The organism is Pararhodonellum marinum (assembly GCF_015354735.1).
GTDB classification, from domain to species: Bacteria; Bacteroidota; Bacteroidia; order Cytophagales; family Cyclobacteriaceae; genus Pararhodonellum; species Pararhodonellum marinum.
Window position 1 is genome coordinate 65,167 of the sequence record NZ_JACEFJ010000007.1, and the last position, 22,598, is coordinate 87,764.

The window sequence follows — 22,598 nt, forward strand, 5'->3', positions numbered from 1 at the left end:
CACCTATCTTGTCTTTGCTAGTTTTGTGCCATAGATAATCCTCGAAATTGGAGTGATTTAGGGATTTAATTTTTTGAACAAATTAAAATCCGATCAAAAATGTCCGTGAACGGGCAATAAAAAAGGTAATGTTAGCAATAGATGAAATGTGAAATATCAAAAAAGTTGATTCCTTGAAGAGCAAGTGATCCTTACGGCCTGATAAAATGCGTATTTATGCATAGGATCTATTATTGTACACACTATTCTTTATCCTTAAGTTTTTCAAGTGCTTTTGCATGTGCAGTTTTCAATGCTTCTTCGGCACTAATTTCAATATCTGGGATGACACCGGTTCCTTCCCAGTTCGCATTTGTGACCGAACTTGTCGATCTGCCTTGTGGTATCCTGATATAAAACTTGTCGGTCGCTATTACTGATCCTGTGAGATGGGCACCTCCCGCTGTTGTTTCTCCTACGATGGTCGCACGTCCCAGGTGTTTGAGTTGGTAGCTGAAAGCTTATGGGGGGCCGAGAAAGTCTTCTTACTGGTCAGTATGTATAAATCTATATCAGGTCTTCGATCTCCTGACACATAGGGCAATGTCCAGGTTTGTGACAGTTCATTTCTTGGGCGGTTGAAGTGGTCGGCTATGTGAACCGGCTCAGATGAAAAGAAGTAGCTTGCCAGTAGTTGAACCATCCAAGGTGAACCCCCATCATTTTGGCGAAGATCTATGATGATGGCATCTGAATTACCAAGAAACTCCATAACGGCAGTTAACGTCGCACCACCATATTTGGGGTCTACGAACTCCCTTAAGTCCAGATAGCCAATATTACCTTCCAGAATTTTGACTTCTTTAAATCCATAATTGTCACGCTTTAAATGTTTTACCAACTCTTTGGCCCATTCGGCTTCTTCAATTGCCCTGTCTTCATCTGTTAAAGTCATTTCCCGCGCGATCACGGGAGGATCGTAGACGACCATCAGGTGTTTATCTTTACTGACGGACTGAAGATCATTGGTAAGTTTCCAGGCAAAGTCAGCAGGATTGACCAAAGAATCGTACTTGCCTTCTTTCAAATTTCTTTTAAGCATTTTCGACAATTCATCAGCAATCTCTGGAAATATATAGTTGCTGTGAAGTTTAAGGTTGATAGAGTCTATGGTAAGAGCGATTTCATTTCTACTCAATGGTGGGGCATCCGTTTGAGCAGCTAGTTCCATGTTTTGAAGGAGCAGAAAATAAGAAGAAACAATCAGGATCATTGATTTAATGTTGATCATCATAATTAGTTTTTTTGGGTAACGATCAGCTAAGCACTATCGGTTTAGCTTTTCATTTATCTAAAATGCATCGGATTCAATTGCTTCTTGCAAAAACTAAATACAATGAGCTTAGCATCTGTTTCCACACGTACATTTCACTTTCTTTCTGCCTTTTCGATGAGTACACCGTTTTCATATATGTTTAGAGTGGTGACAGTTGAACCCTTCTTAATAAATTCATAAACAATATTTTCGTAGTTGAAGTAGAATGTATTTTCTGATTCCGGGAAAAGTTCTGTATTCCATCCTGGTTTGCCATTTGTAATATCAGTGGCTCTCAAAAGTTTGCCCTCTCTAACTACATTGACAACCCTGTCAGGGAGAACATAATCACCCACATATTGATTTAAAGTTTCAGAGGATAATTCAATCTCAGCTAGCGGTTGGTGATCGTAACTTATGACTCTTGTAAGTTTCCACTCATTGTTTATCAGCTTCCATAAGGCGGTCATTTTGCCGGAACCCACCACTTTTTCTGTTCCATCATTAATTTGCAAATAGAAAACATGTTCACAAAACTCCATTGCTCCGTAATTATCCATAGGATACACTTTAAGAGTCCCATCGATCAATTCTCTTCTTATAGGTTGCCTGGTACGTTGTTCTTCTCCGCAAAAAATACCCATACCCTTCATTTCATCATCCTTTGAGGCGGTAAATCCTCCTTTATCATGGAAGAATTCAAAGTCTTCTGATAAAAAGGAGGCATACTTCTCCAGGTCACATTCATTCTGAGCAGAAAAAAACAGACTATCCATCTTTACGATTGCATTATACAATTCACCGGATTGTTGTGAAAAAGCTGTTAATGCCAAACCAGTCAGTAAGATGATAAGTAAAATTGACCGAAATGTTGTCTTCATAATGTAGCCATCGGGATGATAAGCATCTCCCATAACTAAAAGTAATTCTTGGAAAATGGAATTACAAATTCCAAAAATAAGAAGGTAGGGACCTGTCAGTCTGCCGAACAGGCAGGCGTTTAGAATAGCTTCAGTGAAGCTATTTAGCGAGTAGCCTGAATGTAGGGTGGGCAATCTACACCTAGCGCCTTCGCCAATCTTTACCCAGATGGGGACTAACCTGTCCAAGCGACGAATTGACCACGGGTTTGGATGAAAATGGTTACCTTTTGTACTCGATGTGTACGCAGAAATGGAAATGTTGACAATTCAAAATGTGTTCCCTATTTTTTTATAATTGCAATCGTTGGCTTAGTTTTTTAAATTTATAACTACATTTTATGTAATATCATGATCAAAAATTATCTTAAAATCGCCTGGAGAAACTTGCTAAGAAACAAAGTTTTTTCGCTGATCAACATTCTGGGACTAGCTATTGGTATAGCGGCTTGTTTACTCATTTTGCAGTACGTCCGCTTTGAAATGAGTTATGATCAGTTTCATGAAAAAGCAGATCAGATATACCGGGTGCGCCACGATAAATATATTAATGGGGAACTACAGTATCAAAAAGCCCAGGCTTTCATTCCTACCGGAGAGACGATGAAGAACGATTTTCCCGAAGTGCTGGAATACGCCACTTTGTTCAGAGTCAGTGAGCAAATTGATGTTATCATGACTTATCAACCCGAAGAAGGAGACGCTGTTCGTTTTGCGGAAAAAGAAGTATACTTTGCGAAAGGAAATTTCCTGGATGTTTTTACCTTATCCATCTTAGAAGGGCAAAAAGATCTCAAAGCACTGGAACCCCACACCATGCTCCTTTCAGCATCCGCGGCGAGAAAATATTTTGGCAACCAGTCCGCAATCGGTAAGAAATTGAATGATCATACGATTATAGGCATATTTAAAGACTTGCCAAAAAATTCCCATCTGAAAATTGATTTTCTCCTTGGCTGGGATTCTATTTCAGGGGACAAAAATTATGATGACAGCAATTGGAGATGGGATGGTTTTTATACCTATCTACTGCTAAATCCTGAAGCTGATCCCAATGAATTGGAAACCAAGTTCCCTGAATTGGTCAGCAGATATATGGGGGAACAAAACAGTCAGCGGAATTCAAAATTTATCCTTCAGCCACTAACAGATATCCATTTAAATTCTCATCTTCAGGGGGAGGTTGGGTCGAATGGAGATGTACAAATAGTCTATGCGCTTCTGGGTCTGGCTGTTTTTGTCTTGCTCATTGCCTGGATCAACTATATTAATCTATCGGTCTCCCGTTCTTTGGATAGAGTACAAGAAATCGGTATCAGAAAAGCCATAGGCTCAGTAAAGTCACAAATCGTAAAACAATTTCTAATAGAATCCTTACTGACCAACCTGTTGGCTGTTGCCGTTGCTTTAGCTTTCATATTACTGCTGGCTTCCTCTTTTGCCGCTTTTACAGGAATAGAACTATCACTGGATCTGTTCAGCAAAGCCGGATTCTGGGCCATCGTGTTATTTTTACTTTTGGTTGGAAGCTTTGCTGCAGGTTCATATCCTGCTTTTATCATCTCATCCTTTAAAACTGTGAAAGCCTTGAAAGGGAAAACCCATGACACAATCAGTGGATCATTTTTCAACTTAAGACATGCACTGGTCATTTTTCAATTTAGCATTTCCATTGCTTTGATGGCTGCTACTTTAGTTGCTTATAAACAGCTTTCCTTTATGAAGACCCAAAATTTGGGCATCAGTATTGACGATACGCTGGTGATCAATACCCATGCTACCCAGGCAGACTCTCTCTTCATGAGGAATTTGTCTGTTCTCAAAAATAAATTAGATGCCTACAGTATGATTGAAGGAGTGACCGCTTCTTATGATATCCCAGGGAAAGAGCATCTCTCAAACTTTCCAGATTTCAGACATTCTAAAAACCCCGAAGAACTTGTCTTTCTATACTTTACCCGGATTGACTATGATTTCATACCTGAATTCAAGGTGGACCTTGTAGCCGGCAGAAATTTCAAAGAAGGAGTAGACAACCGGTATTCCATGATCATGAATGTAGAAGCTATCGAGGCACTTGGGTTTGAAGAACCACAGGATGCCATAGGTTATGAAGTAAGGTGGGGCAGTGAACAGAATCCGGGCAAAGCGGAGATTGTAGGTGTGGTGGATTTTCGTTCAACATCTTTAAAACAAAAAAATCACCCTGTAGCTTATACTTCCGTTTTGTTTCCATTCAAGTATCTGTCTGTCAGGTTTGATCAGCTCAATGGGAGGAATGCGCAGCGAAGTATTTCGATCGTGAAAAACAGTTGGGAAGAAGTATTTCAGGAAATACCATTTGACTATTTTTTTCTGGATGATTTCTTTAACCGTCAATATCTGGAAGACCAGAAATTTAGCCAATTGCTTACCATATTTACCATGATGGCGATTGTTGTGGCATGTTTGGGTCTTTATGCAGTTGCATCCCTTACTGTTGTACGTAGAACCAAAGAAGTAGGTGTTAGAAAGATTCTGGGTGCATCCACGAAAAGCTTGTTGTTTTTGCTTTCAAAAGAATTCTTCTTGCTGGTTTTAATAGCGGGCGGAATTTCTATACCAATCATGCTATCGGTAGTGACTGAATGGTTGAAAAAGTATCCTTACCGTATAGACCTCTCCTGGTGGGTTTTTTTATTACCTATCGTTTTGATACTGTTAATTGCTATGTTCACAATAGGATATAAAATTATACTATCGTCACTGTCTAACCCAGTAAAGTCGCTGAAATATGAATGATATTTTGTATTAGATAAGAGTCAAGCTACATGAAGGGAGTAATTCAAATGCTTTTTTTGTGCTAATAATGGTGCCTTTTATGAATTTTTGCGTAAAGTAACGTCGGTTCGGGGCATGAACGGTTGATACATAATTAATTATACAAGTATTTTATTAGAAAAAAGAAGGTTCAGGATTAAAATTGTATAAAAACCTTACGTCCTGAACCCGTGAAAGATATCGATAAATTAGTGGAAATCTTTGTGAAATGCTATGAAATATGAAAAATTCCTGTCAGCAAGGTCCCTAACTGACCCGTTAAAAAAACTCTCCTCCATCCAATGCGCCCTATGCCATTCCGAGGTGATTGCAATCTGTATTTATTACCCTTTAACGGGTATAAATGCCCCCACTAGGTGTAGTTTAGACCTCGGCGGCAACTGGGTGTAGTTTGCAACTACACCCTTGTATTCAAACCAATTTACAATTGGAAAATATCCTAAATTCACCACTAATCCACTTCAATCAGACCTTTTAACCCAGAGTAATTCCTAGCACTGGAATATAAATAGTCCTCTGGTTTCTCTACAATTCCTGATCTAACCGGATTTTCATGTATATAATTCATCCTACTTTCAATCATTTCCGGTCGATAAAGTTCAACGGCATGGTTTTCATGTGTCCAAAACTGCATGTCTCCTGATCTTTGATTTGATAAGCATCTCCCATAACTAAAAGTAATTCTTGAAAACTGGAATTACAAATTCAAAAAATAAGAAGGTATAGATGCAATCTAACCTAGCACATTCGCCAATCTTCACCCAGATGGGGCAGATGGCTGGTCGAAATAAGAACTTTCCCGATCTGTCACAAACCAATTTTCAGGTGCAAAAGCAAGTATATGTTCCTTGCCTTTTTTGTAAATGGAAAACTGTCTCAAAAGCCCTTTTTCCACAAAAAACGTATGCTTGCAATGTTCTCCACTCTGAAGTAAGTACTAACTGTCCTCGTAGTACATTTTTCAACTAATGCCGAAATTTCCTCTTCCTCTATATCGATATTGGAAGACAGATAAGATTTTAAGTTGAAACTGTTCATGATGGTTCAGAATTTTGCTGCCAAGTGCTTTTATTGATTTCATAACAGATGCATTTCCCATGTTCGGGATAGTCAGTCAATTTGGGATGGTTAAATTCTCCTATTTTTTTCATCCCGATTTTCTTCATGACACTTTCTGATTTGGAATTTTTCTCCGTACATGTTGAGATGATCTTGTCCAGACCCAATTCTGTGAATGCAAAATCAAGACATCTGCTTGCACCTTCAGTTGCATAGCCTTTGCCCCAGCTGCTTTTTTTGAGCCTCCACCCAATATCAACAGCTGGCGTGAAGTCTGATTGATAATTCTGCCATACCAAACCAATAAACCCAATCAACTCTTTTGTTTCCAACACCTCAGTTGCGAAATAGGTAAATCCATATCTCTTATAATGCTTTTGAAGTCGCCCAATCAATTCCACAGATTCATTTTCTGTCAATAGCTTGGGGAAATGCTCCATCACCTCCAAATCAGCATTCATATCTACGATTTCAGCATGATCTTCCTTCGTCCAATCGCGAAACCCCAGTCTTTCTGATTTAAAAATATATTCTTTTTTCACTTATTTTCCTTTAGTGCATTTAGCTCATTATAAACCATTTCTGTCTTTTCTCTCTTTTTGTAATTTACATATATCACTTCTTGATCTTTGGTAATGATCATTACAAAAGGCCCTTGGTAACTATGTAGGAGCAAGCGACACTTTCCTTGACCTTCTATCCTGAAAAAACCCTTTCGAATCGATCCCAACCCAAGACCATTTGTTCGGGCTTTGACGGAAGGCATTTTGTTGATCAAAGAAACTGTTTCTATTTTTGAAATCACTATCTCTGTACCATACATTCCAGAAAATGTCACACGATCGTCGTTGAGTTCATAGCTGGAAGGTATAAGACCATAGCCAACACTCCCGAACGCAAGAATTAAAATTACTATTGTGAACACGCTCTTCAACCTGGATTTAACCAACCCACCATCGTTTTGGTCGAATTTCTTTGCTCTAAAAACCAAAAAAAATACTCCTATCAAAATCACTCCCGGAATAAAATACCCCAACAAAACATCCTGCCCTGCCCACTTCAAACCATGATAACCAATAATCACAACCATGCCCATTACAACAAACCCATTGCGCATAAAATTAGATAATCCTTCTACATCGACATTGTCTTTTTGCCTCTGCGACATGGTGTTGTACCCCGCTATCAAATTCGGAAAAGCTTTCACCAAAAAGCCAATCCCTATCAAAAACAATCCTGTAATGATCATAATATCATCATTTTTTATGTGTGTATGTCAAATCATCTGATCTATCCAAAACAAAGCCCACTATCAATTCAATCAGTTGATTTGCAATGGGTAAATCGGGATTATTGTATGTGGCCAAATTTGCTTGTTTATCTCCTTCCACTATTTTGAAAATATGGTTCATATTCTCAATGAGAACCAATTGTGCATCAGGATTCGCCTTTGAAAGATCTTGTCCATCTTCCACAGTCACTTGGATATCATTTGTTCCTTGGATTATCATTGTCGGAATATGAAGTGCACTTATCTCCTCCTGAGGATCATATTTAAACCATGAAATCATATAAGGTTGAATACTTGGTCTAAACAATGAATAAAGCATGGGATTTACATTTCCCACTGTTTTTCCCATTTTCAAACTATCAATAACCAGAAAGGATATATCTTGAATTTCTTTTGGCTGTGCACTCAATTGTCCTTTTATCAATTTATCTGCAGACTGTCCTGCTCCAGCGATGGAAATAAACCTATCTGCATTTGTTGCCGCTATCATTCCAATCAATGATCCCTCACTATGCCCAATAACCACTATTCCTGAAAATCTCCCATCTTGTTTTAGCAGTGATATCCAATCTTTTACATCATTGATATAGTCATCAAACCGAAGATCTACCTCACTTTTTCCTGCTAGTTTACTTTCTGCAATCCCTCTCTTGTCATATCTCAAAGTTGCTATGCCATTTTTGGATAAAGCATGAGCAAGCATTTTCAATGAATTATTTTTCATCATGGGATTATTCCCATCCCTATCTGTCGGTCCAGATCCAGCTATAATCAAAGCAACAGGAATATTTTCAATTTTTTCAGGGCTTGTCAAAGTCCCGAAAATCTCTCCCGTTTTAGTTTGCAATGTGATTTTTGCTTCTACAAAAACCGTATCTTCTTTATTGGCAGCCCACAGAGAAGTTGAAAATAGGAACAGGACTAAAAGTGAGATTGATTTTTTCATACTAATTGATGTTTAGAATGAGTATTTTAGACAGATAGGTTAAAACCACCATGGAGAAAATCATGACGATAATAAATGACAATATTAGTTTAGACCCTTTCAAATTTGCCGAAACTTTAAAAGCATTATACATAAGTATCACCAACCAAATCGTCAACATTAAAGAAATGAACAACAAGAATATTGCTATTGATTTCTGGATCAAAGTAATCTCAATTGGCTCACCATGATTCATAAATGCCCAAAGCAAATACTTCCCAAACAGATCCAAAGACTCTGAAAAATTAATAAATGAAACAAAAAAATAGGGAAACCTTGCCAATGCTTGTGTGCCAAAAACATCCAGCATTCGGACTTTTGATTTTGACAAAATCATAGCCATAAGGTAGAACAAAATAGAAACTACAAACCAATTCATGAAATTTTGAGCGACAGAGCTCAAAATAGATAAATCAACACCCAATTTCACAGAAATAATATCAGGGAAATAAGTCTTACTAAAATACGCCACAATAGAGGCACCAAATATGGTAAGCAAGCCAATAACTAGTGATTTTGAACCTGCAACATATATAAAAGGATTGGTTAACTTTTTAAACATCTTTCTCTAGTTTGTCGATTTTATTGATTAAATCATCCAACATATTCCTAACAGTTGGATAGCTCAGGTTAAGTTTGGATGCCATGATTTTTAGACTTCCACTACATCTTATGAAATCCAACACAAAATCCAACTCAGTCTTTTCCAACCTTAAAAGCACAGGCAAATTGAATTGACCAGTTATTGTTGTCTCGCAGCTATCGCAATGGAGACTTTTGACCTTCAAACCAGAACTGCAACTAGGACAAATTATCGGTAACTTTTTGTTCATTTATTTAAAACTAAGAAACCAAACATAATACATTATTAAACATTATTCAAACAAATTGAAATAATATTTAACTAAAAATAAATAAAACATAAAACTTTGTTCAATAAATTAAGTTTAATAATGATAAACAAGAACAGTTTTTCTGCTAAAAAAATATTGAAAAAAGAAAGTGAAAATAGAAATTTCAATCTTGAGATGCCCAAAGAACATCACCAATTTCCCCAAAAATGAAAAAAGATATCTTTACATATAATGTTGACATCCATAATTTCTTGATGATAAAAATGTCTGCCCTACAATGTTTTGCGAAATGTATGAATAAACCTTAGAGTCCTTCGAATTTGTAAATTATATTTTTTGAAACATCCCCATCTTCCACATTCAACTCTGAATAGACAAGGCTGAGTATTTCTTTTACTTGTAAATACACTTCATAACTTACCTCCTTTGATGCAATGAGCACTATCCCCTTTTCATTTGGGTCTATTTGTAGAAATTGATGAGCCTTTTGTTTCAATTGATCAAAGCTAACGTAACTACCATCAATCGTTATTCGGTTGGTATCATCTAAAAAAACTTCCATGATCTCAGAAAAATCAGCCAAACTCTTATTTGCCTCAACAAAATCCATTATAGAGCCTGTCTGGGATATTGTATAAAAAGCAATAAGCAATGATATTTTATAAAACTCAAGATCAAAATCTTCATCAAGCAGGTTATTTAGAATTCTTTGCGCTACTATTCCAGGTGTTATCTCATCGTTATTATTCTGAACTATTACTTCAGCGGCATGCAAGTGTCTATCTGTAAGTTTGCCAAAGCCTTCAGGATCGAGAGCCTTATAGTAGCACTTCGAATAAATCTCAAAATCTAAAGCATCAAGAATCTGAAAATCCCCACTAGGTGTAGTTTAGACCTCGGCGGCAACTGGGTGTAGTTTGCAACTACACCCTTATATTCAAACCAATTTACAATTGGAAAATATCCTAAATTCACCAATAATCCACTTCAATCAGACCTTTTAACCCAGAATTATTCCTAGCACTGGAATATAAATAATCTTCTGGTTTCTCTACAATTCCTGATCTAACCGGATTTTCATATATATAATTCATCCTACTTTCAATCATTTCCGGTCGATAAAGCTCAACGGCATGGTTTTCATGTGTCCAAAACTGCATGTCTCCTGATCTTTTATGGAATTTCGTATGGTAAGCAAAAATCATTTTCAACCATTCCTTTCTGCTTTCAAGTGGATTTTCCATTATCATTTTGAGCAATTTCTTGCTTGTAAACTTCTTAAAATCATGTACACATCCTGACAATTTTCCATCCTTTTGTTGAACAACCAAATGAAAGTGGCTAGTTATGATTACTTATCCGAATAAATAAAGTCCTTTTTCCCTTCTGCAATAAGTCAGATTCTCCAAGATTAAATCACGATACATTTTTCTGGAAAACACATCAGCCCATCCAACTACTTGGAATGTCAAAAAATATGGCATTTCCTGATCTTTGATTAGATAAGCATCTCCCATAACTAAAAGTAATTCTTGGAAAATGGAATTACAAATTCCAAAAATAACGAGGTGTAGATGCAATCCACACCTAGCTCCTTCATCAATCTTCACCCAGATGGGAATAGGTATTGTAAAACTGTCTACAACTCACAGTTTATTTTGTGTTAGTCTTTGGAATTCCTCTATAATTTATTTTATAATAGCTCAATTTCAATATCGAAGGATCCTGGAACACATGATATATCATTACATGACATGAATTCAATTTCGCCGATGATGGTAACCTTATCCTTATTTAATTTTTTTAATTTTTGAACAAACACTGGGTTGCCTTTGAAATATTTGACATCAATTTTGAATAATTCATCATACACATCATATCCTCTTTCTTCTGTTACTTTTCCAATCTGGATGAATTTTGTCGATTTTTCCAAATCGAAGCTAGTCGGCTTGGGTCCTTTGGGTTTAACAAACTGAGAATACAAATGCCAACCATAATCAATTTTTGCAGTATACACTATTTCAAATTCTTGTTCATTTAGCTTTTTACTCTCAATTGTCCATTTGACTGGCTCTAAAATTTGAGCATTTGAAGAACTTGCCACGAACATAAATACAAGAAAACAGAAGATGCTTTTACATTGAAATTGTTTTGTTAATATCAGTCTCATAAAATCAGATTTAAGTTGGTAAGATGGATTTTTTTTATTGGTATTTAACGGCCATGGCTATGGCAAGTGCGGGATTTCGAAGCGATTTCCTACCAGTTTTCACCGACTTATCCTACGAGCCACAAACCCGCATGCACTATACCAGGTGTTGGCATTTCGTTGTTTATTCTTTGTCTTTATAAAATTTGTCTCTCAATCTATAAGCTAAATTGTTTATCATTGCTAAATCAGGCTCGCTCGGCAAGTCTGAATTCTCAAAAGCTAATTCCATTTCCTCCTGTTTTAAGTCAGCCATTTTTAATAATTCCTCATATTCGAATTTACCTAATTTAATTTCAAGTAAAAAATCCCGATTTGGCCTTTTTACATTGACTTTTTTCTCATTCCCAATTTCGATAGCCATTTCTAAAAGTCTGAATACGTGCATCATATTTTTAGCATCGTAATTCTTTCCGTGACTTTTAGTATTTTCATATCTTTCATCGTTTCGTTTATCAACCCAGTCCCAATATTCACGATATTCCTTGCAATAGGTCGAGTAACCGTCCCGATTAAAATACAGTAGGGATTCTTGCTTAATTCCTTTTGGGATTGAACTCAAACAAACATCATTTGAGTCTTTTCCTTTTATTATTCCACTGAATCCAAGACCTTCAGAATAGTATAATCCGTAAACATCTTTCATGTAAGGGATATTCACTAATCCGCAATTTTCTTGATTCCAGCTCTTAATTTCCAAATATTTTTCAAGTGGAATCGCTCCTTGTTCGTAATTAACGAAACAAAATGCCAATACACTTTTCCGCACTTTTGCTACAGGATTTACAATCTTCTTTTTTAACCCTTTCGCTTTTTTTATCTGTGAAAATGCAAATTTTCCGAAAGTATTACTGCAAAGTTTGGATATAATCAATTCAGACTTAATTTCTGACAGATAGGGATGATTATAGATTATTGCATTCTCTGGTGTGTTGAGTAATTCCAAAATGTTTGGATTGTTTAGCGAAAGCAACTCCATAAACCGTCCAAGCTCATAAAACACAACATCGTTTGTTTCATTATTCCCATGAGGAATATAGTTCAATCCATAATATTCCTCTTTCGGCAAAATAAAAACCCCTTTAATGTCAGTATCAGAATTAGGAGTATCTAAGCCATATGCTTTACTGCCACTGATACATTCAAGTATTATTAGTCCTTTTTTTCGTAAATCGTCAATTGTCATAAGTCAAGCCAATGTTTTGAGAAAAAAATCATTCAAATCAGTCATTTTCCCTTTTGAAGGTGGCAGACTTTGTGATTCGTTTTCCGCTCTTTGGATACAGGTTTTCATGAATTCTATCAACAAAGTCTCTCCTTTATGTAGGTATGTTTCGCTAATAGTTGACTTTATTTCAATTAGTTCTCCAATCCTTGTTTTTAAATTTACAGCCAAATCCAGTCCATTTAACATTTTACCAAATTCAATAGGTGGAATTTCCTCCTTTTCTAAAATCCACGAACAGGCTACTGACGCACGAAGTGCATAAAAGAGTTTTTTTAGTTTATATTCATCTGAATTTGTTACTTCTTCAAATGACTTTTTTGCCATGCTCAAATAATGGTGTATTGTGGCAATTCTTGAATAAGTCTTTTTCGCAATTAAATTGATTCCAGTCAGAAACTCTTTGTCAACTTTATAAATAATCGGTGATTGAATTCTTTCGAGCAAAGGGGGATTAGATTTAGCAAGTAACCGAAGGCTTTTTCTTAAATCCCAACCGCCTATATCAATCTCATTGTTCTCAAGGAAATATTCTATTGTGTCTTTTTCTTCGATCAAGCTTAAATACCAATCTTTGTCATGTTTGTAAATAACACGAACATCAAAATCGCTGTCAGGTGATGGAAATCCCCATGCTCTCGAACCTGTCTCACAGGCTAGGAGTATTTCAATCCCTTTTTCTTTTTCTAAATCAGATAAATATTTCTTAATCTTTTCTTCCATCAATCGTGTCAAATTTTGTATAGAATGTCTTTTTACAATTCTGACTAATGTTTTTGTTTATAACTGAAAATAAGATAATTATAATATTTTCATTTTCTCAATTACTTCTTGTTCTTCTGCCAATCCGTTAGCTTACGAAATCAACTTTTTTTAAAGTAGGGGGAATGGTTGGCAACTTGTTAATAGTATGATATTTCCTTCAACTACTTATCAAATATAGTCAGCTAGTCATAGGTTTCTATGCTTTTATTTTTTGAACCTACTGAATTCTTTAGCCACAAAGAATCCCCTGTTCAGGGTGTTTTTACAACAAATCAGAGGAATATTCATCGGGAATGAAACTTTTAACTTAGGCAATTGACTATGAAAATTTTCAGGTACAGCCGAAAATTTACACAAGTATGATAATATTCTCAGGAGTGGACGACTATCCAGCTAACTATCCTCTTACCGATCAATTTGACCCAATGTAAAAAGGCTTATAGGACATCCAATCCACCTCCAATTCATAGGGATGCAATGGTTTTTCCGTAGAAAGGGGATTGGTTTCCACTGGCCTATCTTTCCGGTAATTGAGTTCATCAAATATGGCTGATGGGAAAAATTCAAAATTATCACTGGAATTAAGCAAAAGGTCACAGATTATTTCTTTCGGGCTAAGGATACCACTGAAAACAATGTTTGTATCGACTACCAAATTCACTTAATAAACCGGCTTTTGTTTTTCTCCCACCAAGCCGTTTTCGATTCTCTGGCAAGTTCATCAATTTGTTTCTGCGTCACTTTACTCTTAGAAGCAATTTCACGGAATTTGATATAGTCTAAAATCCGTTGCAGTCCTGTAAGGTCGGTATTTGCAGAAACGCGGATTAAAATTTCGTTATCTTTTCTCTCGATTTCCATATTCAAATATAATCAATCTCCTTGAATGGTACTTGTGACTTTTAAATGTTTGCCAACGTTTCCTTTCCCCTTTAAAAGAGAAATGCACAACATTCTGCCATGCTTTCCCCAATATTTTGGAATTAAATTCAATCTCAAATCTACCTTTTCCCATCAAAACAAAAAAATCCCGTGTTCAGGGTATTTACTAAAAATCAGAAATAAATTCAATGTTTATAAAGCATGGAGTTCTTTGTGCAACCTTCGCGTCCATTGCGGTAAAAAAATAAGATTATGTTTGTGCCTTTTTCGATTTTCTTTAGTTTATCTTCCATTTTAACTCTTGTATTTTTAAATATGGAAAAGCAGATCCATTAGTTGCATGGCTGTTTTTTTAGCAGAAAAAATCGTCCCACAGGTTCATGGTGGAGTTGACGGTTTCTTTACCAATTCCTGCTATATATTCCTGAGCAAAGGAATACCTGTTTAAAGGACGCTAAACCAATATTAATTTTTGTTGGTTAAATGTATGGTTTATGCAATGTTTTTGATGTTTAAACCGAATTGATATACCTATTTATCTGAATTAAATCAAAACCATGACTCCACTAAAGAATAAAATAATTGCTTATGTAAAGCAAAGAAATCCCGACCAAAATGAATTTTTACAGGCTGTAGAGGAAGTGGTCACCTCCGTGAGCAGAGTGCTGGACAGGCATCCGGAATACGATGATCTTAAAATCCTGGAGCGGATGATCGAACCCGAACGCGTGATTTCCTTCCGGGTTTGCTGGCAGGATGATAAGGGAGAAGTACAGATCAACCGCGGATACCGGGTTCAGATGAACTCAGCCATCGGTCCTTATAAAGGAGGGTTACGTTTTCATCCCTCTGTGAATGTGAGTATTCTCAAGTTTTTGGCTTTCGAACAAATTTTTAAAAATGCGCTGACAAGTTTGCCCATGGGCGGAGGAAAAGGAGGGGCGGATTTTGACCCCAAAGGGAAATCCGATGCAGAGATCATGCGGTTTTGCTATGCGTTTATGCAGGAGCTTTATAGGCATATAGGAGATTTTACTGATGTCCCGGCAGGGGATATTGGAGTCGGGTCGCGTGAAATCGGCTATTTATTTGGCATGTACAAAAAACTCAAAAACGAATTTACCGGAATCATAACCGGCAAAGGCGAACATTGGGGCGGAAGTGTGATCAGACCTGAAGCTACAGGATATGGTCTGATCTATTTTGCCTGTCACATGTTGGAAGCAAATGGAGAATCTCTGGCAGGAAAAAAATGCCTTGTGTCAGGTGCAGGAAATGTCGCTCAGTTCGCTTTGGAAAAAATTATTGAAATGGGAGGAATTCCCATCAGTGTATCGGATTCTTCCGGATATCTGGTGGATAAGGATGGGATAGACACCGAAAAACTGGATTTCATCAAAAAAATCAAAAACAAAAAAAGAGGTCGGATCGAGGAGTATGTCGACCAATATCCGGATGCCGAATATCACGAAACGGACTATAATTCCAATCCACTTTGGAATATAAAAGCAGATTGTGCCTTCCCATGTGCCACCCAAAACGAGATCAAAGAAAAGGATGCCCAAAACCTTGTGGCTAATGGCATACAGCTATTGGCCGAAGGCGCCAATATGCCTTGCACCTCAGAGGCCATTGGCGTACTTCAGGAATCAAAAGTTTTATATGCCCCGGGAAAATGTGCCAATGCCGGAGGTGTAGCTGTTTCGGGATTGGAAATGACGCAAAATCGGATGGGAGTTTATTGGAACAGGGACGACGTGGATGAAAAACTGAAACATATCATGAAAAACATTCATGAGGTATGCCTTAAGGCCGCGGAGGATTATGGTGTCCCCGGAAATTATCTGGAAGGCGCCAATATTTTTGCATTCCTAAAGGTGGCGGAAGCTATGAAGGCGCAAGGGATGGTATAAGCAAAAACCCGCTTATTTGATGATCCTGTTTTTTCTACTACTACAGATTACTCAGTGGGATCTCCTTCCAGTTCATAGATAATAAAAGTATATATCGAATATAGGGTAGCCATCCGGGTTGTGGACGACGACGGCAAACCGGATATCTTTTTGGCTGACAAAAACATGGACAACAAAATCCATCTTCAACCCAAATCCTACAATATACTTAAGTTTTCTTTCAACTTATCAGTGGTAGCCCGGTCCACCGCTCCTATCTTTACCAAAAGACTGTTGTTATCAATTGCCCTTACTTGGTCAATCATGATATCAAAATCCTCATTGAGACCAAATTTGTCCTTTTTTAGGTGAACCCGTAAAATCTCTTCCTTTACATTTGGTAGTTATCGAACAAATATTTTCAGGTATGGAGGACAAATCCAGCTGTCAATCCACTTACCGATTAATTTACCCCAATGTCAAAAGGCTTATAGGACATCCAATCCACCTCCAACTCATAGGGATGCAGTGGTTTTTCAAGTGAAAGAGGATTTGTTTCCACTGACCAATCTTTGGTATGCCAAAAGTTCATCCGGTAACGGGTCCGGTGTTGGGGTATTCCCCTGGTAGTTCCCTGATAATCCCACAAGACTATTCTTTCACCACTCGTGGGGTGAAGCATCCACCACTGTATGCGGTCCGGATACCAATCAAAACCATAGGTGTAAAATCCGGCTGAAGCATCAAAGTCCGGAATAGCTTCAATGGTTTCGGGCTGATTCTGCACGCCGGTTAAAGGTGTTCTATCACCGCCGTGTCCTTCTCTGTGGGTGGTTTCATAGATAATGCCTTCGGCCAAATTGATGGTCCTGCCCACTCTTACCAATTCTCCGCGATGCCCGGTCCAGGTGCCTACATAAATGACCGTTGGATCGGCAAGGAGCCATTCAAAATCAATCTCACTCAGTCCAGGTATGCTATCGACATGGTAGGTAAAATAGCCTACCACTGCACCCACATTGGGCTGAACAGCCCTTGCATCAGGAACTTTCAATCGGGCAGAATAAGTGCCGAAATGGGTAAAGCTCTTGGAGATAATTTCCGGTCCCCGACCTGCCCCCGCACTATCCAAGGGATCTATCTTAAAGGAAAGAATTTTGGTTCCTGGCTCTATCGAAGAATTCACCCCAAGTTTGTATTTAAAATCGGATTTATTTCCGGTAGAGCCATACCTGAAATATTGTGAGGTAGAATCAGAAAAATCCTCCACAAAGGGGCCATGAAAATCCTGGGTCTGGCAAATTGAAATGAAAGGGATAAGAAAAAGTACTGCGGATAAAATAGGATGTTTCATAACGACAAATAGGAAGAATGAGAAGTAAATCTACAAAAAAATGAAGCAACAGTCCCGGGTTGAGGAGTCCAAGTTTTATGATGAAATGTTCAAGTATGGGCGAAAAAACTGAAATGAGCCCCCCCTCTTTTACGCCTTCATCCTTAATCCTTGAATTTCACCCCCTCATCTATCATCTAAAGAGATTGCCACGTCGCACGAAGGACTGTTCAAAAAATCAAAGTTTCCCAAGTGCTCCTCCTGCCAAAGGCAGGCAGGCGCAATGACGCACCACCTTCATCCTTCATCCCTTCTCCTTAATCCTTCCCTCAGTTTGACTTCAAGCTCTCCACCGGATTCGCCAAAGCTGCCTTCACCGATTGGAAACTGACTGTCAGCCAAGCTATCCCAAGCACCGAGATACCTGAGATCAGGATGATCCATAGGTTGACATTGATCCTGAATGCAAAATTCTGTAGCCACCATTTTTCCATTATGTACCAGGCCACCGGAACAGCCAAGGCAAAGGCGATCAAAATCATTTTGGTAAAGTCTTTGGAAAGCATCAACACCACACTGTTGACAGTTGCACCCAATACTTTTCTCACACCGATCTCCTTGGTACGGAGACTGGTGACGTAGGCCGATAATGCAAACAATCCTATGCAGGAAACGAATATTGCCAGGATGGAAAATATGGAGAAAATCCTACCGGTCTGCTGTTCCTCCAGATACTGGTTGTTGAGGCTTTCGTCCAAGAATGAAAACTTAAAAGATTGCTCAGGAGCTATTTCCTTCCATTTGGCTTCGATGGAGGCTATGGCAGATTGGGTTTGGTTGCCTTTGATCCTGGCAAAAACATACTGACCACCTATGTCGCCAAATCTTTCTGTGTTCTGCAGCACCAAGGGAGTAATTTCATCCCGAAGCGAAATAAAATTGAAATCCTTTACAATCCCGATAATGGTATGCTCGACGGTGATATTGCCATTAGGTGTATTCTGGGATTCCAATAGCTTGGAACCTATTGGGTCTGTGATGCCCATGACTTTGACAGCAGTTTCATTGAGCAAAACATACAGGGAATCATTGGTTGATTCCGAAAAACCCTTGCCTTCCACGATTTCAAACCCCAAAGTTTCCGAAACACCATCTGCGACCACCATGGATTTGGTGGTCAGGATTTCCGAAGAACCTTCAGGTTGGAACTGTATACCATAGAAGGTGGCTTCTTGCCCTGGAGATGCAAATGCAATAGCCGCATTCTCCACCTCGGGCATTTTTCGGAGTTCTTCCACAAAGGTTTTGAGGTTTTGTGCGCCGAAGCTAAAACCCCTTTCCACCACCAAAACATGTTCCTTATCAAATCCCAAAGAGACATTCTGCATGTATTTCATCTGGTCCCGGATCACCAATGTCCCTATGATCAGGATGATGGAAATCCAAAACTGAAAGACCACAAGGCCATTTCTGATCCATTTCCCTTTTTGGCTTGCGGTAAACTGTCCCTTCATGACATCGACCGGTTTGAAGGAAGAAAGCACCATCGCAGGATAAAGCCCCGCCAACAAACCCACAAAAAGGATCAGTCCTATAATGGCCAACCCTGAAATTAGGTCAAAAGGAAACAACAGGTTCCTTTCAGTCAATGCATTGAAAAAGGGAATTACGACCTGTACGATCAACAAAGCCAAAAACACCCCAACTGCGCTCAGTATAATGGCTTCCGTCAAAAATTGCCGCATCAGCTGTGGCCTGAGGGAACCCATCACTTTTCTGATTCCCACTTCCTTGGCCCTTTCGGCAGATCGTGCTGTGGCTAGATTCATAAAATTCACACAGGCAATGCCCAAAATCAAAAATGCGACTGCTATCAGAATGTAGACAGAATTGATGTTTCCGGAAGGCTTCATCTGCGCCTCCAAGTAAGTCGGGAAAAGGTGGATGTCATTGAGTGGTTGTAAAAAATAGCGGTAACCGTTCCCCGCATTTCTATATGCTGCCCAGGATTTGCCAAGCTCCCGCTCGATCTGACCTGCAGCATATTTGTCCACCAATGTTGGAATTCCCGCTTCAAGGGATTTAGGATCTGATCCTTCCTTCAGCTTGAAATAGGTATAGGCAGAAAATCCCGTAAAATTCTCCTGTTTGAAACGGGGAATTCCTTCATTGGAAATGATAGCGCTGAATTTAAAATGGGAATTCTGGGGTAAATCGGCCATCAAAGAAGCAACGGTAAATTCCAGGTCTTCCCCTATCCTGATCAACTTTCCAATTGGATCATCATCCCCAAAATACCTTTTGGCAAACTCCTCTGTCACCACCATTTCGCTTCCAATTGACAAAATGTTTTCTGTTTTTCCCTTGAGTATTTTGAAATCAAAAACCTTGAAAAAAGAACTGTCCGCCGCCAGGATCATTTCTTCATCAAACCGGATTTCTTCTTCTCTTTGGTTGATATAAGTCAGTTCCACATTGGTATTCCTGGAAGCAATAGTCGCTTCTTCTATCTCATCAAAAGAATCCTTGGCAACTCCTGCGAATGAATGGGGAATAATCGCATAATAGGTCGAGTGGTTGGGGTATATCCTCTCCAAAGACATCCTGTAAATCCTGTCCTGATCCTTGAAAAACTTATCGTAGGAAAATTCATTCTGGATAAAAAGGACGATTAACACACAACTCGCCACCCCAACTGCCAGCCCCAAAACATTGATAAACGCATAGACTTTCTGTTTCAAAAGGCTGCGGAATGCGATTTTGAGGTTGTTCCGGATCATGGTATTTTAGTTTAGTGGTTGAGGGCAATTGGTTTTTTATAGAAATACAGTAGAAATAGATGGAAATATTATTGAAATAGATATTGATTGATACTTGCCTACTGCAAGCAGGTTGGATATTAACTGGATATTTAATTCCAAAATTGCCGTGATGGTGGAAAATTATATCGCCGAAGGCATATTATCTATTTATATCGCGAAGCATATATCTTTAAATATCGCCGAAGGCATTATATCCATTTATATCACGAAGCATGTATCAATGGTACTACTATACTCTATTTTAACCTCGAGTTCATTTTCTCCACAAACGTAATCGGCACAAACTTTTCTGTTGGAGCTCCGATATAGTAAAGCGCCCAATTGGGGTCATGATGGGAGAGCATTTCTGAAAGGCAATCCGCACGATGGCCTTGGGGATTCTGACAATCCTCCCAATAAAACAATTCAACCTTGTAATGAAGGGCCTGTTTTTGGTTGTTGATCGTCACTTCAATTTGAATGTCCTGTTTTCCGGCTGAGGTTGGGATGGGTATAGCGATGTGAGTCATAGGGATTTGCGTTTAAAAGGTTGTATCTATTCTAACTATTACTATTTCATAATGTACCAATCTTTTAGGGTAGTGAATTGGGTAACCTTGTTTTCATCATGATATCGATCAAGTGCTACTCCTATTTCTTTCTTTGATGTTTTTTGATCTCTTTCACCATCCTTGTCATATTCTTGTGGATAATTGTCCATCTTATCTTGGGCAAGCACGGATTGTAAAATCAGGATAAGAAAAACAAGAATGATTGTGCAGCGGACTGCATAATTTATATTTTTGAATTTTACATATGGCTTACTTCGCTTGCAAATTTCACCCTTCGATTCTCTTTTATTTTTTCTTGGTCAGAAACTACCTGAGAATAACAACATCCATTCTCGTGCCAGTTAAAAAGTCTGCAAAACCTTTGGAAATCGATATTTTGGATAAGTTAATCATCAATGTTCGGACAAAATGGACCGTCCACGGACAAAAAGTAAAGCAAGCAAAACAGTATCCATTTCACAGCTTAAAAATAGAAAACAGCCATTAGCATCCGATCCCTTAACAAAAGATTCTTTTGCAGCACCCGATGGATTCTTGTATAATTTGTATAAATTGGATTTCCACTTTTCATTCCCATTATCAGCCATCTGACTTATGTATGTAAAACGACATTATAGTTTTTGGATGACCATACGTTGGTCCAGAAAATCGCTTTATTACGGATTGATTTACTCTTCATTGGTCACCCTGATTTTCGAGTGGACCGATTTGGAATTTACCTTGCCTTGGGAACCCATCAGTGTGATTGGTATTGCCGTTGCCTTTTATTTGGGTTTTAAAAACAACAGTTCCTATGACCGTACTTGGGAGGCCCGAAAAATCTGGGGAGCCATTGTAAATGACAGCCGGACTTTTGCCACTGCAGTGCTGACCTTACTGAAAGAAAGTGAAGGAAAGGATAACTCCATGCTCAAAAAAGAACTTATCCGCAGACACCTTGCCTGGCTCGTGGCACTTAAATATGTTTTGAGAAAAAAGCGGTCCTGGGAACACAATGAAGATCCGGAAAAACTGATTTTCGCGCCTTCTTTTTGTGAAGAATATAAAAATGGACTGGACGATGAAATCCTTCAGTATATCCCGGATTCAGAATATGCCTTTTACAAAACCAAAACCAATATTCCATCCCAATTGCTTAAAAAACAGGCGGAAGCTATTCACCAATTGGAAAAGGATGGTTTAATCACGGATTACAAGCATGTTTGGCTGCATCAGATCATAGGGAAATTATATGACAATCAAGGCATGTGTGAGCGGATCAAAAACTTCCCCCTACCCAGACAGTATGCCTCCACGGCATTGTGGATGAATTACGTATTTTGTGCCTTGATTCCATTTGGCCTGCTCAATATTTTTCAGACTTCCTCTGTGCTCCACACTTGGTTGACCATTCCATTTTCAGGACTGATCATCTGGATCTTCTTTTTGATGGACAGGATCGGGGATTATTCGGAAAATCCCTTTGAAGCAGCCTACAATGACGTCCCCATTTCTTCGATTACAAGAGCCATTGAAATTGATTTAAGGGAAATGATAGAGGACGAAGTGATCCCTGAACCTTACCCGGTAGAAAACGGATTTTTGATGTAGGAGGGTTTTGAGATGGTGGAAAAGGATGAAAAAATGTGGGCAGGAATCCAATCTTAGGGCATTAAATCCAACAGGTAATGTTTTTTACCCAAGAGATAAAATGATT

23 protein-coding genes are annotated in these 22,598 nt (G+C 38.4%); 3 read left to right on the forward strand and 20 right to left on the reverse strand.

Annotated elements, in window-relative coordinates:
• Positions 1-242: 242 nt before the first annotated feature.
• From H1A14_RS23435 to H1A14_RS13750, 3 genes are all read right to left on the reverse strand, one after another.
• Positions 243-476 carry a S41 family peptidase gene (locus H1A14_RS23435; protein ID WP_194777014.1) on the reverse strand — a complete coding sequence of 78 codons (234 nt, stop codon included), beginning with the start codon at positions 474-476 and terminating at the stop codon, positions 243-245.
• Complete coding sequence (locus H1A14_RS13745) at positions 455-1,273, reverse strand: S41 family peptidase (protein ID WP_194776852.1); 819 nt, start codon at positions 1,271-1,273, stop codon at positions 455-457. Before H1A14_RS13745 ends, H1A14_RS23435 begins: the two co-directional genes overlap by 22 nt.
• 134 nt (positions 1,274-1,407) lie before the next feature.
• On the reverse strand, positions 1,408-2,208 hold the full coding sequence (locus tag H1A14_RS13750; protein ID WP_194776853.1) for a nuclear transport factor 2 family protein: 801 nt from the start codon (positions 2,206-2,208) through the stop codon (positions 1,408-1,410).
• 357 nt (positions 2,209-2,565) lie between these two features.
• Here H1A14_RS13750 and H1A14_RS13755 point away from each other — a divergent pair, with 357 nt between their 5' ends.
• Positions 2,566-4,995 carry an ABC transporter permease gene (locus H1A14_RS13755; protein ID WP_194776854.1) on the forward strand — a complete coding sequence of 810 codons (2,430 nt, stop codon included), beginning with the start codon at positions 2,566-2,568 and terminating at the stop codon, positions 4,993-4,995.
• 1,073 nt (positions 4,996-6,068) lie between these two features.
• On the opposite strand, the gene H1A14_RS13760 is transcribed toward H1A14_RS13755, so the two are convergent.
• The 12 genes from H1A14_RS13760 to H1A14_RS13815 form a co-directional block, all read right to left on the reverse strand.
• On the reverse strand, positions 6,069-6,635 hold the full coding sequence (locus H1A14_RS13760) for a GNAT family N-acetyltransferase (RefSeq protein ID WP_194776855.1): 567 nt from the start codon (positions 6,633-6,635) through the stop codon (positions 6,069-6,071).
• Complete coding sequence (locus H1A14_RS13765; RefSeq protein WP_194776856.1) at positions 6,632-7,342, reverse strand: DUF3784 domain-containing protein; 711 nt, start codon at positions 7,340-7,342, stop codon at positions 6,632-6,634. Before H1A14_RS13765 ends, H1A14_RS13760 begins: the two co-directional genes overlap by 4 nt.
• A gap of 7 nt (positions 7,343-7,349) precedes the next feature.
• Entirely contained in the window at positions 7,350-8,330 is a 981-nt protein-coding gene (locus H1A14_RS13770) for an alpha/beta hydrolase (protein ID WP_194776857.1), read from the reverse strand.
• Position 8,331: 1 nt separating this feature from the next.
• Positions 8,332-8,931 carry a hypothetical protein gene (locus H1A14_RS13775; protein WP_194776858.1) on the reverse strand — a complete coding sequence of 200 codons (600 nt, stop codon included), beginning with the start codon at positions 8,929-8,931 and terminating at the stop codon, positions 8,332-8,334.
• On the reverse strand, positions 8,924-9,202 hold the full coding sequence (locus H1A14_RS13780) for a DUF2089 family protein (RefSeq protein WP_194776859.1): 279 nt from the start codon (positions 9,200-9,202) through the stop codon (positions 8,924-8,926). Before H1A14_RS13780 ends, H1A14_RS13775 begins: the two co-directional genes overlap by 8 nt.
• A 325-nt stretch (positions 9,203-9,527) precedes the next feature.
• The gene (locus H1A14_RS13785; protein WP_194776860.1) at positions 9,528-9,998 is read right to left on the reverse strand and encodes an ExbD/TolR family protein; all 471 of its coding nucleotides are present in this window, start codon (positions 9,996-9,998) and stop codon (positions 9,528-9,530) included.
• A gap of 196 nt (positions 9,999-10,194) precedes the next feature.
• Complete coding sequence (locus H1A14_RS13790; RefSeq protein ID WP_228527786.1) at positions 10,195-10,554, reverse strand: hypothetical protein; 360 nt, start codon at positions 10,552-10,554, stop codon at positions 10,195-10,197.
• Positions 10,555-10,916: 362 nt separating this feature from the next.
• Positions 10,917-11,393 (reverse strand): protein-disulfide reductase DsbD domain-containing protein, encoded by a 477-nt coding sequence (locus tag H1A14_RS13795; RefSeq protein WP_194776861.1) that lies wholly within the window; start codon positions 11,391-11,393, stop codon positions 10,917-10,919.
• 163 nt (positions 11,394-11,556) lie between these two features.
• A complete protein-coding gene (locus H1A14_RS13800; RefSeq protein WP_194776862.1) occupies positions 11,557-12,618 on the reverse strand; it encodes a DNA polymerase beta superfamily protein in 1,062 nt (353 codons plus the stop codon).
• Positions 12,619-12,621: 3 nt separating this feature from the next.
• Positions 12,622-13,380 carry a nucleotidyltransferase domain-containing protein gene (locus tag H1A14_RS13805; protein ID WP_194776863.1) on the reverse strand — a complete coding sequence of 253 codons (759 nt, stop codon included), beginning with the start codon at positions 13,378-13,380 and terminating at the stop codon, positions 12,622-12,624.
• A 454-nt stretch (positions 13,381-13,834) separates the two neighbouring features.
• Positions 13,835-14,083, reverse strand: a complete 249-nt coding sequence (locus H1A14_RS13810) for a PIN domain-containing protein (RefSeq protein WP_194776864.1) — start codon at positions 14,081-14,083, stop codon at positions 13,835-13,837.
• Entirely contained in the window at positions 14,080-14,283 is a 204-nt protein-coding gene (locus H1A14_RS13815; protein ID WP_194776865.1) for a hypothetical protein, read from the reverse strand. Before H1A14_RS13815 ends, H1A14_RS13810 begins: the two co-directional genes overlap by 4 nt.
• A gap of 578 nt (positions 14,284-14,861) precedes the next feature.
• Between H1A14_RS13815 and gdhA the strand changes: the two genes are divergently transcribed.
• On the forward strand, positions 14,862-16,217 hold the full coding sequence (gene gdhA, locus H1A14_RS13820; protein WP_194776866.1) for an NADP-specific glutamate dehydrogenase: 1,356 nt from the start codon (positions 14,862-14,864) through the stop codon (positions 16,215-16,217).
• A 197-nt stretch (positions 16,218-16,414) separates the two neighbouring features.
• Here gdhA and H1A14_RS13825 read toward each other — a convergent pair whose 3' ends face one another.
• The 5 genes from H1A14_RS13825 to H1A14_RS13845 form a co-directional block, all read right to left on the reverse strand.
• Entirely contained in the window at positions 16,415-16,579 is a 165-nt protein-coding gene (locus tag H1A14_RS13825; protein ID WP_194777015.1) for a type II toxin-antitoxin system PemK/MazF family toxin, read from the reverse strand.
• 80 nt (positions 16,580-16,659) lie between these two features.
• Positions 16,660-17,550, reverse strand: coding sequence for a glycoside hydrolase family 16 protein (locus H1A14_RS13830; RefSeq protein WP_194776867.1), 891 nt, complete (start codon positions 17,548-17,550; stop codon positions 16,660-16,662).
• Positions 17,551-17,858: 308 nt separating this feature from the next.
• Positions 17,859-20,309 carry an ABC transporter permease gene (locus H1A14_RS13835; RefSeq protein ID WP_194776868.1) on the reverse strand — a complete coding sequence of 817 codons (2,451 nt, stop codon included), beginning with the start codon at positions 20,307-20,309 and terminating at the stop codon, positions 17,859-17,861.
• A gap of 278 nt (positions 20,310-20,587) precedes the next feature.
• Positions 20,588-20,860, reverse strand: a complete 273-nt coding sequence (locus tag H1A14_RS13840; protein WP_194776869.1) for a hypothetical protein — start codon at positions 20,858-20,860, stop codon at positions 20,588-20,590.
• 41 nt (positions 20,861-20,901) lie between these two features.
• Complete coding sequence (locus H1A14_RS13845) at positions 20,902-21,069, reverse strand: hypothetical protein (protein ID WP_194776870.1); 168 nt, start codon at positions 21,067-21,069, stop codon at positions 20,902-20,904.
• Between the two features lie 427 nt (positions 21,070-21,496).
• Here H1A14_RS13845 and H1A14_RS13850 point away from each other — a divergent pair, with 427 nt between their 5' ends.
• A complete protein-coding gene (locus H1A14_RS13850; protein WP_194776871.1) occupies positions 21,497-22,492 on the forward strand; it encodes a bestrophin family protein in 996 nt (331 codons plus the stop codon).
• Positions 22,493-22,598: the final 106 nt, after the last annotated feature.